This window comes from Methanosarcina sediminis (genome assembly GCF_052056915.1).
In the GTDB taxonomy this organism is placed as follows: domain Archaea; phylum Halobacteriota; class Methanosarcinia; order Methanosarcinales; family Methanosarcinaceae; genus MTP4.
In genome coordinates this window covers 3,055,419-3,072,325 of the sequence record NZ_CP195119.1, presented here as the reverse complement: position 1 = coordinate 3,072,325, position 16,907 = coordinate 3,055,419, and the positions used below count along the sequence as shown (strand labels likewise).

12 protein-coding genes and 1 tRNA gene are annotated in these 16,907 nt (G+C 47.9%); 9 read left to right on the top strand and 4 right to left on the bottom strand.

Going from position 1 to position 16,907, the window contains the following annotated elements; genetic code table 11:
- Positions 1-703: 703 nt before the first annotated feature.
- Both ACSAZK_RS13350 and ACSAZK_RS13345 read left to right on the top strand, forming a co-directional pair.
- Positions 704-2,602 (top strand): uroporphyrinogen decarboxylase family protein, encoded by a 1,899-nt coding sequence (locus tag ACSAZK_RS13350; protein WP_440954593.1) that lies wholly within the window; start codon positions 704-706, stop codon positions 2,600-2,602.
- A 501-nt stretch (positions 2,603-3,103) separates the two neighbouring features.
- Complete coding sequence (locus ACSAZK_RS13345; RefSeq protein WP_440954592.1) at positions 3,104-4,711, top strand: TCP-1/cpn60 chaperonin family protein; 1,608 nt, start codon at positions 3,104-3,106, stop codon at positions 4,709-4,711.
- An 84-nt stretch (positions 4,712-4,795) separates the two neighbouring features.
- Here ACSAZK_RS13345 and ACSAZK_RS13340 read toward each other — a convergent pair whose 3' ends face one another.
- Positions 4,796-5,155 (bottom strand): hypothetical protein, encoded by a 360-nt coding sequence (locus ACSAZK_RS13340; RefSeq protein WP_440954591.1) that lies wholly within the window; start codon positions 5,153-5,155, stop codon positions 4,796-4,798.
- 521 nt (positions 5,156-5,676) lie between these two features.
- Between ACSAZK_RS13340 and ACSAZK_RS13335 the strand changes: the two genes are divergently transcribed.
- Both ACSAZK_RS13335 and ACSAZK_RS13330 read left to right on the top strand, forming a co-directional pair.
- Positions 5,677-7,341: a methylamine methyltransferase corrinoid protein reductive activase gene (locus ACSAZK_RS13335; protein WP_440954590.1), complete on the top strand. Its 1,665-nt coding sequence runs from the start codon at positions 5,677-5,679 to the stop codon at positions 7,339-7,341.
- 43 nt (positions 7,342-7,384) lie between these two features.
- Positions 7,385-7,783, top strand: coding sequence for a DUF6951 family protein (locus tag ACSAZK_RS13330; RefSeq protein WP_440954589.1), 399 nt, complete (start codon positions 7,385-7,387; stop codon positions 7,781-7,783).
- 739 nt (positions 7,784-8,522) lie between these two features.
- Here the strand turns inward: ACSAZK_RS13330 and ACSAZK_RS13325 are convergent.
- Positions 8,523-8,634: transfer RNA gene (locus ACSAZK_RS13325), tRNA-Met, on the bottom strand.
- 422 nt (positions 8,635-9,056) lie between these two features.
- Here ACSAZK_RS13325 and ACSAZK_RS13320 point away from each other — a divergent pair.
- The 5 genes from ACSAZK_RS13320 (at position 9,057) to ACSAZK_RS13300 (ending at position 13,603) form a co-directional block, all read left to right on the top strand.
- On the top strand, positions 9,057-9,368 hold the full coding sequence (locus ACSAZK_RS13320) for a hypothetical protein (RefSeq protein ID WP_440954588.1): 312 nt from the start codon (positions 9,057-9,059) through the stop codon (positions 9,366-9,368).
- Positions 9,365-9,748, top strand: a complete 384-nt coding sequence (locus ACSAZK_RS13315; protein WP_048180715.1) for a molybdopterin dinucleotide binding domain-containing protein — start codon at positions 9,365-9,367, stop codon at positions 9,746-9,748. Before ACSAZK_RS13320 ends, ACSAZK_RS13315 begins: the two co-directional genes overlap by 4 nt.
- A gap of 70 nt (positions 9,749-9,818) precedes the next feature.
- Positions 9,819-11,123: a formylmethanofuran dehydrogenase subunit B gene (locus ACSAZK_RS13310; RefSeq protein WP_440954587.1), complete on the top strand. Its 1,305-nt coding sequence runs from the start codon at positions 9,819-9,821 to the stop codon at positions 11,121-11,123.
- A gap of 2 nt (positions 11,124-11,125) precedes the next feature.
- A complete protein-coding gene (locus ACSAZK_RS13305; protein WP_440954586.1) occupies positions 11,126-12,844 on the top strand; it encodes a formylmethanofuran dehydrogenase subunit A in 1,719 nt (572 codons plus the stop codon).
- Positions 12,845-13,603, top strand: a complete 759-nt coding sequence (locus ACSAZK_RS13300) for a formylmethanofuran dehydrogenase subunit C (RefSeq protein ID WP_440954585.1) — start codon at positions 12,845-12,847, stop codon at positions 13,601-13,603. It begins immediately after the preceding gene.
- A gap of 462 nt (positions 13,604-14,065) precedes the next feature.
- Here the strand turns inward: ACSAZK_RS13300 and ACSAZK_RS13295 are convergent, their stop codons facing one another.
- Together ACSAZK_RS13295 and ACSAZK_RS13290 are read right to left on the bottom strand one after the other, a co-directional pair.
- Positions 14,066-14,653 carry a hypothetical protein gene (locus ACSAZK_RS13295; RefSeq protein ID WP_440954584.1) on the bottom strand — a complete coding sequence of 196 codons (588 nt, stop codon included), beginning with the start codon at positions 14,651-14,653 and terminating at the stop codon, positions 14,066-14,068.
- Positions 14,654-14,800: 147 nt separating this feature from the next.
- A complete protein-coding gene (locus tag ACSAZK_RS13290; protein ID WP_440954583.1) occupies positions 14,801-16,834 on the bottom strand; it encodes an S-layer protein domain-containing protein in 2,034 nt (677 codons plus the stop codon).
- Positions 16,835-16,907: the final 73 nt, after the last annotated feature.

Genomic DNA, 16,907 nt, shown 5'->3' with positions numbered 1-16,907 from the left:
TTCCATAAAACCTCAATAAACCACGGATAAACACAGATGGACACAGATGGCTTAATCCGTGTTTATCCGTGTCCATCCGTGGTTCTTGGCAGCAAAAATCCTTGCTATTATATCCGAATCGTTCCTAAGTATATACTGCACCAATTTACCAGGAACAATGCCCTCCAATATTTCAAGGGAGACTATTTTTGAAGGCACCTATTTTTTTGAACCTCATTATTCAGGAGGGAAACCTACCTTTCACCCCTTCCCAAAATGTCTCCATTCCAATTTGACATAAATCCACAAAAAGCCCCCTTTACAAGAAAAAGAAGCATACCTGAAAAGAGTGCACCCGAAAACCGAAACCCTCCCGTAAAAGAGGAAAGCAAAAAAAGGGGGGGACGGCAAATATTAAAAAGGACACAAAAAACAGCATCGGCTATGCTATATAACATTGAAGACTACTACCTGAATACTTACTGCCATAGCAAAAAGATGAACATCCGGAGACCGGAAAAACGGTAATTTTCAGAGTAATTCCTACGAAAAATTATCTTGTCGGGGAAGCAGCGGTTGGATGGGCATCGGAAGATCTATGGAAAATTAAGGGACAGAGATTCACGAACTGACTCTGGCCCGCAGCAGTAAATAAAAAAAGGAATGCCTGGATTCGGGGAATCTGGATCTGGCAAATATAATACTGAAAAATGGAGTTTTGATAATGGCAAAAGAAGAAATTCTTGCTGGTTTAGCGGATGCTGTGGTTGAAGGTGACGATGACCTCGCAGAAGAATTCGCACAGAAAGCTCTTGATGAAGAAATCGACGCTTATGAAGCAATTGTTGATGGGCTTGCAAAAGGCATGAACATCGTCAGTGACCAATATGAGAAGGGAGAAGCCTTCGTCCCCAGCCTTCTGCTCGCAGCCGACGCAATGTATGCAGGGATGGAAATCCTTACCCCCTACATGAAGGTCGATGCAAGCGGTGGCCCCCGGACCGTCATCGTCGGAACAGTGGAAGGAGACGTGCACGACATCGGGAAGAACCTCGTCAAGACAATGATCACCGCTGCAGGCTACAACGCAATCGACCTGGGTACCGACGTCCCCCTTGATAAATTCGTTGAAGCCGCAAAGGAAAACAAGGCAGCAGCAATCTCCATGAGCACCCTGATGACTACAACCATGGGTGGCATGGAAACCGTCATAGAACAGCTTCAGGAAGCAGGTATCAGAGACTCCCTTGCAGTCATGATCGGCGGCGCCCCCGTCTCCAAAGAATACGCAGCATCCATCGGAGCAGACGCTACAGCACAGGACGCAAGTGCAGCAGTCGAAACCCTTAGCTCTCTTGTCAGCGAACTTCCTGAAGAGTCCTGGAGCAACTCTTCAATCGCAGAAAGCAAGATGAAGTACAAGGAAATCCTCGCACAGAAGGGTACCAAGGAAGAGATCGACATCGGACTCATCACCGCCGAGGTAGTCATGGACGAGTTCGATTCCGTTGTACCCAAGTTCAACGAGACGATGACCAAGAAGGAAAGGTTCGTCTCCGCCTTCCAGGACAAGAAGGTCGACAGGCTCCCGGTCGCACCCCTTATCTGCGGTCTCTCCAGGAAGTTTGTGCCCTGCACCTACGCAGACTACTCCACAAAGGCAGAAATGTATGCAGCCAGCGCAGTTGCGGGTACCAAGTACTTCAACATTGACAACTTCGTCGGCCTTACCGACCTTTGTGTTGTCGCAGGCGACTTCGGTGCAACCATCAGGATCCCTGATGAAGACACCCCTGCAGCAACCGGCCACCTCGAAGACTACGAAGCCATGGAAGTCCCCGAAATCAAGGAAGGCACCCGTGCCTACAACCTGATCCAGGGCAACAAGCTCGCAACCGAGAAGGCAACAAAGGAAATCAACGCCCCCATCACTGCCCTCTTTGAAGGCCCGATGGTAGCTCTGACCCAGATCATGGGAGCAACCCGCGTCCTTTCCGACCTTAAGACCAACCCCGAAGTTGTCCTCAAAGGCCTCGAAAAGACCACTGAGTACTGCAAGGAAATGACAAAGATGATGTTCGAGGAAGCCCAGCCCGACAACCTCTGTCTGGCAACCCTCTGGACCAACAACGTCATCCTCGGCGCAGACGAATACATGAAGACCGAAGGGAAGATCATGCAGGACGTCTTCGCTCCCCTCTACAAGGAATATGACATGCCAATGGTCGTCCACAACTGTGCCGACGCCCCGCACTGGGACCTAATCAGCAAGTGGGACACAAAGTACTACAGCTACACCTACTACCCCGAGCAGGTTAACAAAGGCTCCAAGGACCACAAGTACCTCATCGAGAACTACGGAAAAGACGTCATGTTCGCCGGAGAAGTCAGCCCTATTGCATTCATAGACAACAGCCCCGAAAACCTCGAGAAGATCAGGAACGACACCATCGCCCTCCAGGAGAGCGTCCTGAACACTCTCAAGGAAAACGGCATGCAGTCCAAGTACGTGATTGCAACCGGTTGTGAAGTCCCGCCAAGAGGCCCGTGCGACACCGTCACTGCCCAGACCTACACTGCGGCAGAAACCGGTCCGGAAATCTACAAGAAGATCATCGGATAAACCGGACAGTCGCTTCTTGAAAAATAAGCAAGCTAAAGCTTGCTGCCGGAAAGGAAGGGCATTTATGCCTGCCCTTTCCTTATTTCACGGGACTTATCCGTGGAAATAATTCAGGTTCCCGCTGTTTCCTGCAAACTTATGAATTCTTACGTGTTTTCAAAAACGTTCAGATGAACTCAAAAAACGGATTAAAAAACGTAGCGAACAGAAAAAAATGTACAACTGTTTGCAGAAAACGACGGCGAACCTTTTTTAATCACCCCAGGATCTTCAGTAAAAAACCTTCAGTAAAAAAACAACTAAAAATCTCCAACATAAACTTCCAGCAAAAAAGTTCAGAAAAACTTCCAGCCCAAAAACAATAAAACTAACTGAAGATTCTGAAAATTCATCCGGTACCGACACGGATGAAAAAAACAGTAGTCATGATAATAATTTCCTGCAAGAAAAAACGTCAGACCACCAGCAGGTCAGTATAACCGCAATGCGATAGGGGAAAACATGGCAAGCGAACTGAAAACGTCTAACGGTACTAATACGGAAAGCCGGGATGGAATGGCAAAACTGGCCCGGACAATAAGAGACAAGATCCTCATCGACGAACCGGTAAAAGAAGACGGGCTTATCGACCAGCTTGAAAGAGCTGCAGCGGAAATAGACGAGCTTCTGGCATCATCCCTGGGCCCGAAAGGGATGAACAAGATGGTAGTAAACCCGGTGAACGACGTATTCATAACAAACGACGGAAAGGTCATCCTCAAGGAAATGGACGTGCTCCACCCGATCGTAACTACCCTCAAAAAGCTTGCGGAATCAATGGACAAGGCCTGCGGGGACGGGACGAAAACTGCGGTGATCCTGGCAAGCAACCTGATTAAAAACGCAATTGGGCTGATAAGAGCGGGAGTACACCCCACCATTATCATAGAAGGCTACGAACTTGCCCTGCAAAAAGCCTATGAGATGCTCCGGTACAGCATAAGGCAGGCAGGAGAAGAGGATGTCAGGACAACGATTGCATGCTCGGCCACAGGGAAAGGAGTGGAGAGAAAGCAGGCGGAAGAGATTACGGACATCGTACTGGGAGTTATAGCCCACCTGAGCGAGACACAGAAAGGCCGCCTCGACCTCAACCGGAACGTGAAGGTCATGAAGAAGGTGGGAGGGCCGGGGATGGTGGCCCTGGAAGGCCTGATAATGGACGAAAACCCGGCAAGGACGGATATGCCAAAGGACTTTGAAAACCCCTCGGTGCTCCTGATAAATTACGACCTCAAGATTAAAAGCGGATACCTCAACCCCCAGCACAACCTGAGAATGGATTCCGTGCAGACAGCCCTTATGTTTGAGGAAAGAAAGAGGGAGATGTGCAGGGAGCTTGCGGGAAAAATAATCAATTCGGGCGCAAACGTCCTCTTTTGCGAGGGAGATATAGACCCCTATATCGAGACCCTGCTTCGGGACAGCAAGATACTGGCTTTCAAGAAACTGAAAATGAAAGACCTGGAAAAGCTTTCGGAAGCCACGGGTACGACCCTGATGAGCAAGAATGACGAGATTCTGCCCCGGCACCTCGGTAAAGCCGACAGGATTAAGCTTGAAAAACGAAACAGGGAAAACTTCGTATTCATAACCGTGAAGGGAAAACCGATTTCCACGATCCTGATATGGGACCCGACAAGGTACGGGCTGGACAAGGTGGAAGAAGCAGTGGATGACGCCCTCAACAATGCTGCTTTCCTCATAAAAAACAGGGAGATAGTAAACGGCGGAGGCGCAATTGAGTTTGAACTGGCCCACATGGTCAGGATATTTGCGGCAACACAGACAGGAAAGAAACAGCTGGCTATCCTGGCATACGCCAAAGCCCTGGAAAAGGTCCCGGAAACCCTGGCAAGAAACGCGGGAATGAAAACCATCGATGCGATGGTGGAGATGAGAAACGCCTACGCCAGAGGAGTGGAGGCAAGGATAGATATCTCAAGGAAAGTTACGGATAAGGGGCCGAAAGTCTACGATTCGGCAACGATAAAGAAACTTGCCCTGATATCGGCTACAGAAACCGCAAGAAACGTCCTCAGGATTGACGAGATAATCCCAAAAGCCTGAATGAAAGCTAAGTAATCAGAAAAAATTAAAAAAATAAATCACGCTGATGACAATGCCTTAAATCCCTCTCTCTATGGGCATTGTTCATCTATTCCAAAAATAGTGAGTTAGACCTGCAACGCCTTGTCCGGAAAGGTACAAATTTGCCATTTCAAGGTACCTGCCGGAAAAAGGACAGTCTATATCCACAAAGTGCCTCAAAACCGAGCGAGTAAAACCTGGCTTTGCCATTTTGCCAGGAAATGCCAGCCGGAAAATGAGGCAAAAAAAGTTCAGTGCCCAGAGCCGCATACCTCCAGGCCCCACATGGGGCACCTGAACCTTAAAAATCAGGAAAAGATACACTCCAGGAACCCTTTTGCCATTTACCGGGATGGAGAATATCGAAAAACCTGAAAAACTTTTTTTGAACCGGCAGTGCTCCTTCGCCTCATCTACAGGCAAAAGGGGCACTGCAGGAAAAATAGGGGGAGAAATCAGGAGATATTTTTAAGAACTACACCCCGATTTTTATAATGAAAATTAAAAAATTATTTTTTTGCAATAGAACAGAGAAAATTCAAAAAATCTAAAAATCTGTTTTTGGAATTCAATTGTTGTATACTTTTTTTCATCCGCTGCCGGAGTCATCCTGCGAGGTGAGGCTCTAAAAAAAGAGGAGATCTGAAAAATCAAAGGTCCTCAAAAAAGTACATCCCTCAAAAAATAAGGCCCCTTGAAAAATCAAAGCCTTATGCAAAATCAAAGCCATATGTGAAATCAAAGTCCCTCACAAGAGGCCCCGAATTATGTTATATATATTCAATCCCAAATTTTAGATTAAAAAGAATAATAATCAAACCAGCTAAAACAAGAAGTAGCGAATTTCACAGACTCCTTCAAAAAGGATTTTGGCAGCCTTAAAGCACACGGTTGTATTGTTTATTTTTTTCAATTATTTAATCGCTGCAAGCTGAGGTATAAAAATGTATGGGATTGCACTTGACCTGGGAACCAGCGGATTTCGAGCACAGCTTATAGATCTGAAGACAAAACAAGTATTAAGAACTGCGATGACGATGAGACACCCCCTTCCCGGAGGAAACGTCATCGACCACCTGGATTTCGCCCTTGAAGTCGGACAGGATATTGCACACGGCATCATTATGGATGCGGTAAAAAAGGTCATCGATACCCTGGACGTGGACCCTTCAAACATCGAAAAACTGGTGGTATGCGGAAACCCGATCCAGCTTTCCCTCTTCCAGAACTCGGAAATAAGGGACCTGGCCTATGCCGGCAAGAATATGCAAAAAAGGCTCGGGGTCGAAAATGTAGAAAGGGGAGCCAGGGTCTTCCCTGCATCCGAACTTTTCAAAGGCGTACTGGAAATGCCGAAATGTAAGGTCACAGTGCCCCCGGCAATTGCCCACGAAATAGGAGCCGATGCCCTGGCAATGATGATCGAAACCGACTTCCTGAACCAGAAAGAGGTTTCCATTGTTACCGACTACGGGACAAACGCAGAGATGGCAATAAAGGTAGGGGACCGGATCATCACGGGCAGTGCGGCGGCAGGGCCAGCCATTGAAGGGCAGGGGATCAGCTGTGGAATGATTGCAAGCCCCGGAGCGATCGCAGACGTGAACGCCGAAGGGAACTACTGGAGACTTTCTGTCCTGGACAACAGCATGGAAAGTAAGAAAGGAGATCTTATAGACCCCGTCACCGGAGAAGTCATTGAAAAGGGAGAATATGAAGCTGCGGGGATTACCGGAACAGGAGTGATTGCCGTCATTGCCGTTGCCATAGAAACCGGCCTGATGGAACAGCCCCCAAAACTCCCCAACGGAAAGCTGGTCCTTGGAAAAGGCATTGAAATCTCGGAAGAAGACATCTCAGAAGCCGGGAAAGCCATCGGGGCAATCCGGGCAGCTCAGCTTACCCTTCTGCTGGAAGCAGGTGTTTCTTTCGAAGACCTCGAAAACGTCTACATGTCCGGGGCCTCAGGGACTTACGTGGACTGCAGGAAAGCCAGGAAAATCGGGTCCTGCCCTGATTTCTCAAGGAAAGCCGTGCAGTTCGGGAACACTTCAATCGCCCTTGCAAGAGAAATTATCCTGGAAGATTCCAGGCTCGATGAAGTCATTGCCCTTGCAAAGAGCATTACGGCCGACCACCTGATGATGGCCACCAGCGAGACTTTCAAGAACATCTACACCTGCGAGCTTTCCTACTGGACCGAGGGCATGACCATGAAACTATACAAAAAGTTCATGAAAATGTACAAGTACCCTCCCTTCCCGGAACCGGTAGAAGACGCAGTGATGGAAAAGAGAGCTGCAAAAGATATCGAAGAAACGGGCGGCATACCCGTCCAGATAGTAGAGGAAATCGGGACCACCATAGAAGTCCCGGTAGACGGCTGTATCCTCTGCAAACGTTGTAATGAAGAATGTCCGGAAAATGCCCTTGTGACCATCGAGAAAAACGGAGTCAGGTTTGCAAGCTGCAGCACCCAGGACTGCCTGGGAACAAGCTGTAGACGCTGTGTTCGCGCCTGTCCGATGAAAGCAATCGATTTCAGGAACATCTCGTCCCTGAGTGCAAAAGAGATTCAGAGAAACGATATTAGCGGGGAAGTCTACTGAAAGGCTAATCTCTGGAAAATAATAACATACCGGGGTTCGAAAAATGACAAAAATGAAAGTATCTTCCTACATCTGCGGTATAACCCATACAATAATGGGAAGGGTTGAAGGAGACAAAATCATCATCGAAATCGACACCCCCTGTGAAAAATTCAGGGATCTCTCCCACCTGGAATTCCCTCTTCAGGAAATGTACGAGACTCAGGACAAACTCGCCCTGGAGATGGCGAGAAAAACGGAATGCAACATGGAATGCGCCCTTGACTGCACCCAGGACTGTCTCATTCCTCCTGCGGTATTCAATATCTGCAGCATAGAAAAAGAACATGCAAACGCAACCCCTTTTGACAGCATAAGAGTTATAGGTTCGGAATTTGAGATTCCGGAATTTGAAAGCTCAGAATTCGAAAGTCCTGAATTCGAAAACTCGGAATTTGAATGACAATACAAAAAGGGAAATTATTCACCGGATAAGGCAATTCTCCCTTTAATGCTCGGTGGAGATTTCCCTGGCATATACCTTTTAATTAGTATAAATCCCAGTAAAAAAAGATTTCAAAAGGAAAATTTAAGGAAAAAATCTGAGGGAACCAACATTCCTCCCTTTTAAATTTGACTACTTACTCTCCTTTTAATGAATTCTTGACGCGGGAAGCACCCATCCAAAAAAAAGCATAAAGACAGAGAAAGAAACCAACAACAGAACATTTCTACCTATATTTCATCCAAACAGTTTTTCGAATACGTTTTTACGTTAATTTTTTACGTTAATTTTTTACGTTAATTTTTTACGTTAATTTTTTACGTTAATTTTTTACGTTAATTTTTTACGTTAATTTTTTACATCACTTTTTTACATCACTTTTTTACATCACTTTTTTACACCAGATATTCAGGATTTCTTTTCCCTATAATTACCTGAACCCTTGAAACCCCATAATATTCCCAACTTCTGCCCTGGAAAACTTATTTGAGAAAAGCAAAATGCCCAAAAGAAAAGAATAACCCGGAAAAATTAGGAGATAAAAATTAAAATCTGTTAGAGTGACACAAATCTACCCCTTTCACAGTATCTTCCTTCGGAATACAGCCGATTTTGCCATTATTAGCAAAAGCAAGGAAAATACTTACTAAAAACAAAAGTGAAGAAGTTGAAGCAGAAGAAAAATAAGAAATAAAAGTGCCCGGAGCGTGACTCGAACACGCGACCTCCAGATATCTCAGGAGATTAAAGACGCCTCATATTAAAGGTCCCTATGAGTCTGGCGCCCCAACCGACTAGGCTATCCGGGCTTGCAACACACAAATGTACGAAGGTATATTAAAGGGTAACGATTGAAAATGGAAAAAATATAGATTTGGAGCAAATTTTTATAGACAGATGGAGACGGGAGAAAGGAGGAGGAAGGAAAAAGCGGACCTTGCTCTAGTCTTCGAGGGACTCCATCCGGAAAAGGGAGGCGTTATGTTAGAATTGACATAATATAGTAATATATAATACAACTGATAATTGGAATATGATTCATATAAGGTTTTAATATATAATAATGAAGATAATTTTGTTGAGATCCGGACCGTTTTTTAAAAAAGGCAAGGGAAGCCGGATAAAAAACGATTTTAGCCGGGTTTTCGCTCACATCTTTCCCACACCTTCATTCGTACAGGAGCAGTAGAGATATAAATAGCCATAAATATATATAAACGGCAAAATTATAATGAATGATCAATACATAAGAGCCACATCAAAAAGGCTCACATCAAACGGGTCCGTATCAAAAGAAAACGAACTCGTGAGCCTATATCATTCATTCCAGAAGAAATCAAGTATTCGTCAAATTTGCCGCATCCCGGAGACCGGTCAGAAGCATTCCGAAATCAAGCCCCTGAAACCAACTTTCAGGATTCACATACCTCGGAGGGATTCGGGCTGGCAGGTGTTGCTTCGGGAACATGCCATAGAATATTCATTGAATAAAATACCGCTCATAATATCCAAACCTTATACCCCAGATGAGGAATTTCCATGAAATTGAAAGCAAATCTCATATCCGGAAGAACCGCCGACCAGGGCGCACATCTGGAAGCAAAGACATACAGGGGCTATTTTGACGCCTGTGCATACTGCGAACTGAACTCTGCAGACCTCGATAAACTGGGTGTTTCCGAAGGAGACAGCCTGAAGGTCACCACTGACTTTGGGGAAGTAGTGGTGTTTGCAAAGGCAAACGACGGAAATCCCGATGGCCTGGCCTTTATCCCCATGGGCCCCTGGGCAAACACAGTCCTGGACCCTGACACCCACGGTTGCGGAATGCCGGGGCTAAAAGGTGTCCCTGCAGAAATCGAAGCCACAGAAGAGAAGCCTCTGGACATGAAGTCCCTTATGAAACAGTACAGGGAAGATTAAACGCCACACAGGAAAGACTAATTTTCCAGCCAGAATCCGGAGACATCCAGAAAAACTTGGAGGAAAAAGTATGCCAGTAATAAAAGACGCAGTATGTTCCCTCTGCGGGTCCCTCTGCGACGACATCACGGTTACTGTTGAAGATAACAAAATCACGAAAATCGAAAATGCCTGTATCCTCGGGCACAGCAAGTTTGTCGGCATGTTCGAACATGACAGGATCGAAAAACCGATGATCAGGAAAGACGGGGAACTGGTCCCCGTCCCCTACGAAGAAGCCATTGAAGCTGCCGCAAAGATCCTCGTAAATTCCAGGAGGACCCTTTCCTACGGCTGGTGCTCCACCTCCTGTGAAGCCATCGGTAAAGCCATCCAGCTTGCCGAGGAGACCGGAGCCCTGATCGACTCCACCGCAAACGTCTGCCACGGCCCTTCGGCCCTTGCAGCTCAGGAGAAAGGAGCTCCGGGAGCTTCCCTGGGAGAAATCAAGAACCGGGCTGACTTAATCGTCTTCTGGGGCTGCAACCCCGTGCACGCCCACCCCAGGCACATGAGCCGCTATTCAAGCTTTTCAAAGGGTTTCTTCTCCACAAAAGGAAGAAAAGGCAGGAAAATGGTGGTTATCGACGTCAGGAAGACCGACACCGCAAAGCTTGCCGACAAGTATGTGGAAATCGAACAGGGAAGCGACCTGCTCCTGATCACCGCACTCAGGTCCGCAGTTAACGGGCATGAAGACGTAATTCCCGAAACTGTTGCAGGTATTTCTAAAGAAGAAATCCTGGAACTTGCCGAGACCCTGAAAAACGCCCAGTTCTCCTGCATCTTCTTCGGCATGGGAGTCACACAGTCCCGCTCCAAGTACAAGAACGGAGATGGGGTCTCCTCCCTGATCTCAGACCTGAACCAGCACACCAAATCCGTCATGATCGGAATGCGCGGACACTACAACGTTACCGGTTTCGGGCAGGTAGCAACCTGGGAAACAGGCTTCCCCATGGCAATTGACTTTGCAAGGGGCTTCCCCTATTATAACCCCGGAGAGACCGGAGCAAATGACGTCCTGGTGCGCGAAGAAGCGGATGCGGCAATAATCTCTGCTGCAGATCCCGGAGCACACTTCCCACAAAAAGCCGTCAGGCACCTGGCAAAGATCCCAGTTATCCAGATCGACCCTTACGCCAATCCGACAACCGAAATTGCCGATGTGGTGATTCCTGCGGCAGTGGTAGGGATTGAAGCTGAGGGGACAGCCTACAGGATGGACGCAATTCCTCTCCGCATGAAAAAACTTATTGATACGGAATTCAAGACCGACGAGCAAATCGCAAAAGACCTGATTGCAAAGGTCAGGGAACTCAAGGAAGGTGCATGAGAATGTCGGAAATCCTTATTAAAAACGCAAACGTCTGCGACCCTGCGCAGGGCATTAACTGTGAAACCATGGACCTCTGCATAAGGGACGGCAAAATCGTTGAAAGCGTCTCGGAAAGCGCAGAAGTCATTGATGCCGCAGGCAAGCTCACAATGGCAGGGGGCTTTGACGGGCACACCCATAGCGCAGGGAAGATCAACGTAGGGCGCTTTATGAACCCTAACGATGCAAGGAGAAACCTGGTGCCGGGACTCTCAGGCCCCGAAGCAAGGACTGATAAGACAAGGGCACAGGTCGGCTACAACACACCCAATACCTATGCAATCGGGTACAGGTACGCAAAACTCGGGTACACAACCATCTGTGAAGCCGCAATCCCAATGCTTGCCGCAAGGCACACCCACGAAGAGTTCAAGGAAATCCCGATCCTGGACAAGATGGGGCTCTCCCTCTTCGGAAGCAACTGGCAGGTAATGGAGTACATCCGGGACAAGGAACCGGAAAAGCTGGCAGCCTATGTGGCCTGGGGCCTGAAAGCCTCCAGGGGCTATGGAGTAAAGATCGTAAACGCAGGCGGAGGAGAAGCCTGGGGCTGGGGTAAGAACGTAAGCGGACTTTATGACCCTGTCCCGAACTTCGACGTAACCCCTGCAGAGATCCTGATGGGGCTTGCCGAAGCCAATGAGAAACTGCAGCTCCCCCACTCCGTGCATGTGCACTGCAACAACCTGGGAAAACCCGGAAACTATGAGACCACCATCGAGACCATGAAAATGTTCGAGAAGGTGAAGCCAGTCGTGGACAGGCAGGCTCTCCACGTAACCCATGTCCAGTTCAACGCTTACGCCGGGACCTCCTGGCGGGACTTCGAGACGGGAGCCCCGATGGTCGCAGACTACCTGAACGGTGCGAACCACCTGACTTTCGACCTTGGACAGGTCATCTTCGGCCCTGCAGTAACCATGACTGCCGACGGCCCCGTGGAGTATGCAAACTCCCGGATGCTGCACGAAAAGTGGAGCAACCAGGATATCGAGCTGGAAGACGCTTCGGGTGTTGTTCCCCTCTCATATTCCCCCAAGAGCTTCATAAATGCCGTTCAGTGGGCAATAGGGATCGAACTGGCCCTGCTCGTAGAAGACCCCTGGAAGATCATGTTTACCACTGACAGCCCGAACGGCGGCTCCTTCGTGAACTACCCTGAAGCTTTCACTTACCTGATGAGTGCAAAGAAGAGGGAACAGGTCATCTCCGGCTTCGGCAAGATGGCACTGGACAGAATGGTGCTCCCCGGACTCGACAGGGAACTGAGTTTCTATGAACTTGCGATTATGACCAGGAGCATGCAGTCGAAGATGTACAGCAGGCCTGAGAAAGGAAACCTCAAGGTAGGTTCCGATGCGGACGTTGCAATCTACGACATCATCACCGGCGACATTGACCCCTCCGTTGAGCACGAGAAGGTCAAGCAGGCCTTTAGCGGCGCTACATACACCCTGAAAGACGGAAAGGTCGTCGTCAAGGACGGGAAAATCGAAGCCACCCCGATGGGCAGGACCTACTGGGTAAACGCAAAAGTCCCGGCAGATATCGACAGTGCCATGAATAAGGACACTGATATTAAGTTCAAGAAGTACTACACCGTGAGCAAATCCAACTACATGGTAGAGGACTCGTACCTGCCAAACCCGGTAGAAATCAGCACGGAGGGGGTGTTCTAAATGCAGGCAGTAAAACTTTCCCTGAAACAGGCCAATAAGATCCCTATCGAAGCTGACACCGTAACCCCGGACAACTTCGCAGGCAAGACAAAGGAAGAAATCGAAGCCATTCTCGTCTGGTACGGAAACGGGCAGTGTCCTCTCGGAGACTTCTTTACGGTTGAAGTTGAGGGCAGTGACTCCGCAGAAAACACAAAAATAGTGTTTGAAGGAGACGTCTTCCGGGTCAAGAGAATCGGACAGGGCATGAGCGCCGGAGAAATAGAAATCAACGGCAACGTGGACATGCACTGCGGGTTCGGCATGAAAGGCGGAAAGATCGTCATCAATGGCGACGCTGACAGCTGGCTCGGCTGCGAGATGAAAGGCGGAGAGATAATCCTCAACGGAAACGCCACCTACTATGTGGGATCCGGATACCGCGGAGAAGCCTGCGGCATGCGCGGAGGAAAGATCACCATCAACGGGAACGCAAGGGACTACCTCGGCGAGCACATGTGCGGCGGAGAAATCCTCGTGACCGGAAACGTCGGCCTCCTTCCCGCAGTCTCAAACAACGGTGGCACAATCGTCATCGAAGGAAACGCCACCATGCCCGCAAGCGAGATGAAGAACGGGACCGTCATCATCAAAGGCGAAATCTCTGATATGCTCCCCTCCTACAAGGAAGACGGGACCGAGGAAGTTGAAGGCATAACCTACCGCAAGTTCGTTGGCGATGTCAACGCAGGCGGAAAAGGAATGCTGCTGGTAAAGTGAGTGAGCCGGAAAGCTGGCAAGTGAGTAAATCAGGGTAAACCTGATAGAAAGCAGAACTCGCAGCAAAAATATACCCAAAAAAGTGCGTTTCTAACGTACTTTTCTTTTTTACTATTTTATACAGGGATTAATAAGATTCCTTTTAATATCCTTTTATGAATATTCTCAGCTTGTGCTTGTTTTTTACAACTGCAGTTTCGCTTCAGTCTGCGCTACAATAAACGATTATACATCAAGCCAGGAAAAAATAACACTGTTTCTACCTCTTCGATATTTGTCGAAATCCAAAAAAGATTCGATATTTGTCGAAATCCAAAAAAGATTCGATGTTTGTCGAAACCTAAAAAATACCTGAAAAAATAAAGAAAAAAGTGGGGTCAGAAGCCAACTCATTAAGAAATTAGAGCTTCGGAAGAAGTTGAGACTTCTAATAATAAGTTAAGCTTCTGAGGAATTCGGATATCAATATCCAGTAGCTATTGCCAGTTCCTTAACCAGCGAAGCGTCATCGGTGTTCCCATAGACCACGAACACGTAGTTTTCATGCTGCCAGATGTAGGAGTATCTGGGAACCTGTTCTCCACCTATTGTGGAATACTCGGTAATTTTTGTCGCGAAATGCCCGTTAAAGGACTCTTCAACGAACCGGGAGCCGGTCCTCAACGGTGAGAAGGAAGATTTGTATTCGAAGATGAGCTCCTCTGCGGCAGTACTGTCTTCAAATTCGATTACATCTACGTAAAAATCATTCCCGTCGGAATATTTGTACATGCCTTCGGATCCGCCAAGGACTCCCGAAACATTGTCGGCTTCATAATCCTGTTTAATGTCAGCTGCAGAAAGCGGAAGGGATGCAAGATATTCAAAACCTGCGGGAGCGGGGTCAATTGCACTCATATCAGCAGTGCCCATATCCACGCTGACATTTGCATTTGCTTCCGGGGAATCCGTGTCTGTCCCGTTGACTGCGAGGTCATTACCGTCCACACAGCCTGAAAAAGCCATCATCAAAACCGCAAGTACAGATAATAAAACCATACTTTTTTTCATAATTTCACCTTGATCCTTAATCGGAATATAGAATCCTATGGATGAGATCAATTTAAAAGAAGCGCCTGAATTTAAAGGTATCTAAGAAAAAGCAATGAAAAAAAGGTAAAAGAAAGAAGGGTTAGGAAAACCCTTCATTCAGAAGATTTAGTTGTTCCTCCTAACGAGGTAGACTACTGCAAGAAGTCCTGCAAGTCCGAAGACAAATCCGAATCCAGGTGCGGGTTCTTCAGGTTCTTCAGGTTCTTCGTCAACAGGTTCTTCGTCAACAACAGGTTCTTCGTCAACAACAGGTTCTTCGTCAACAGTTACGTTGTCGTCAACAGGTGTTTCGTCAACAACAGGTTCTTCTTCAACGTCTTCTTCATCGTCAACGTCTTCTTCAGCGCCTTCGATGGTTACCTCAACGAATGGGTAGAACCTGACAAAGTCTTCTGTGTTGTCAGCCATCTTGAAGGACATGCCTTCAGCGATTTCTTCGTCGTCATCCTTGTTCAGGGTGATAGAGTCATCGTTGGAAAGCTCGAGGGTCTTGCCCTTGAGGGTGACTTCAAGTTCGCCGAATTCATCGTCATTCTCAATGGTGAAAGCGTTCTCGTAGTCAATGAGCCAGAGACCTTCGATCTGAGCGATACTGTCAACTGCGCCCTGGAAGACCTGGTTCACGTGCATCCTCATGACAACTACATCGTCTTCATCCTCAACATCGTCAAGGTCAACGACCCAGTCGCCGGTTTCGCCTGCGACAACGGAGATGATTTCGTCGTCAATGAATTCGCCGTCCTTGGTGAATTCGAGCCAGACCTTGTCACCTTCGACATCGACCTGCTTGGCTTCAAGGGCATAGCCCTCACCGAGGTCGAGGATTTCGCCGGTTCTCAGGGTGTACTTCTCGTCATCGTCGAGGACCAGCTTTGCAAGCTTGTCAGCGCTGGCGGGGTCGATTGCAACAAATTCCTCTGCAAAGAAGCCGAGTACAGGGTACTCCTTGGTTGCAGCGTCATCGTCACTGGCAGTGAAACCAGGTGCGAATTCGAAGTCAACGTTCTCGATGGTGGTGGTGTAGACAAGCTGGTTGTCATCGATTTCCACGGTGTCGGTTCCGGTGGAAGAGAGAATCTTAAGCTCCTCGGTACCTACATCGTCATCAATGTCGTAGTAGAAGCCAGCAAAGGTGGAAGAGTTCCATTCCCAGGTGCTGGTTTCGTTGTTGTCAACGACGCTACCTCTGATCTCATAGGTGCCGGGTTCGGTGAATTCCTTGAATACATAGAACCTGAATTCGTCGTCAGGAGTGTCAGCGATAAGGAAGGACATGCCTTCAGCGATCTCTTCGGTGTCATCCTTGTTAAGGGTGATATCGTCGGTGCTCTCAAGGTTGAGAGTATCTCCACTGATAGTTACTTCGAGCTCTCCGAATTCATCGTCAGACTCGATGGTCATCGCATTCTCGAAGTCGATGAGCCAGAGACCTTCGATCTGGGCAATGCTGTCGACTGCGCCCTGGAAGACCTGGTTGACGTGAACTCTCATGACAATTACATCGTCTTCGTCCTCAATGTCGTCAAGGTCAACGACCCAGTCGCCGGTGTCGTCTGCGGTTGCGACGGAAATGATTTCGTCGTCAATGAATTCGCCGTCCTTGGTGAACTCGAGCCAGACTTTCTCACCGTCAACATCGACCTGCTTGGCTTCAAGGGCATAGCCCTCACCGAGGTCGAGGATTTCGCCGGTTCTCAGGGTGTACTTCTCGTCGTCATCCATGACCAGCTTGGCGAGCTTGTCTGCCTTTGCTTCATCGAGAGGGATGAAAGCCTCTGCAAAGAAGCCGAGTACAGGGAACTGCTTGGTTGCATTGTCAGCGTCACTGGCAGTGAAGCCAGGAGCATATTCGAAATCGACAAATGTGATCTTGGTGTTGTAGACAAGGTCACCTTCAGGGATTGTGTCGCTGTCATCAGCGGATAAAACCGAGAGGGTTTCTGTCTGGGTACCTTCGTCAAGGTCATAGTAGAATGCTGCAAATGAGTTAGCATCCATAGAAACAGGAACAATATCTGCAAGACTTGTTCCGTTGTACACTGGACCGCGGATCTCAACGGAATCTGCTGCACTTGCGCAAGATGCGAATACAGCTAAGACCATGAGGGCAGCCAGTGATACTGCTGCAAATCTCTTCATTTGTTGTTTCCTCCGTATTTATTAAAATATACTGTATGTAAGAAGGAGTGTTGGGATTTAACACTTTAAGGGT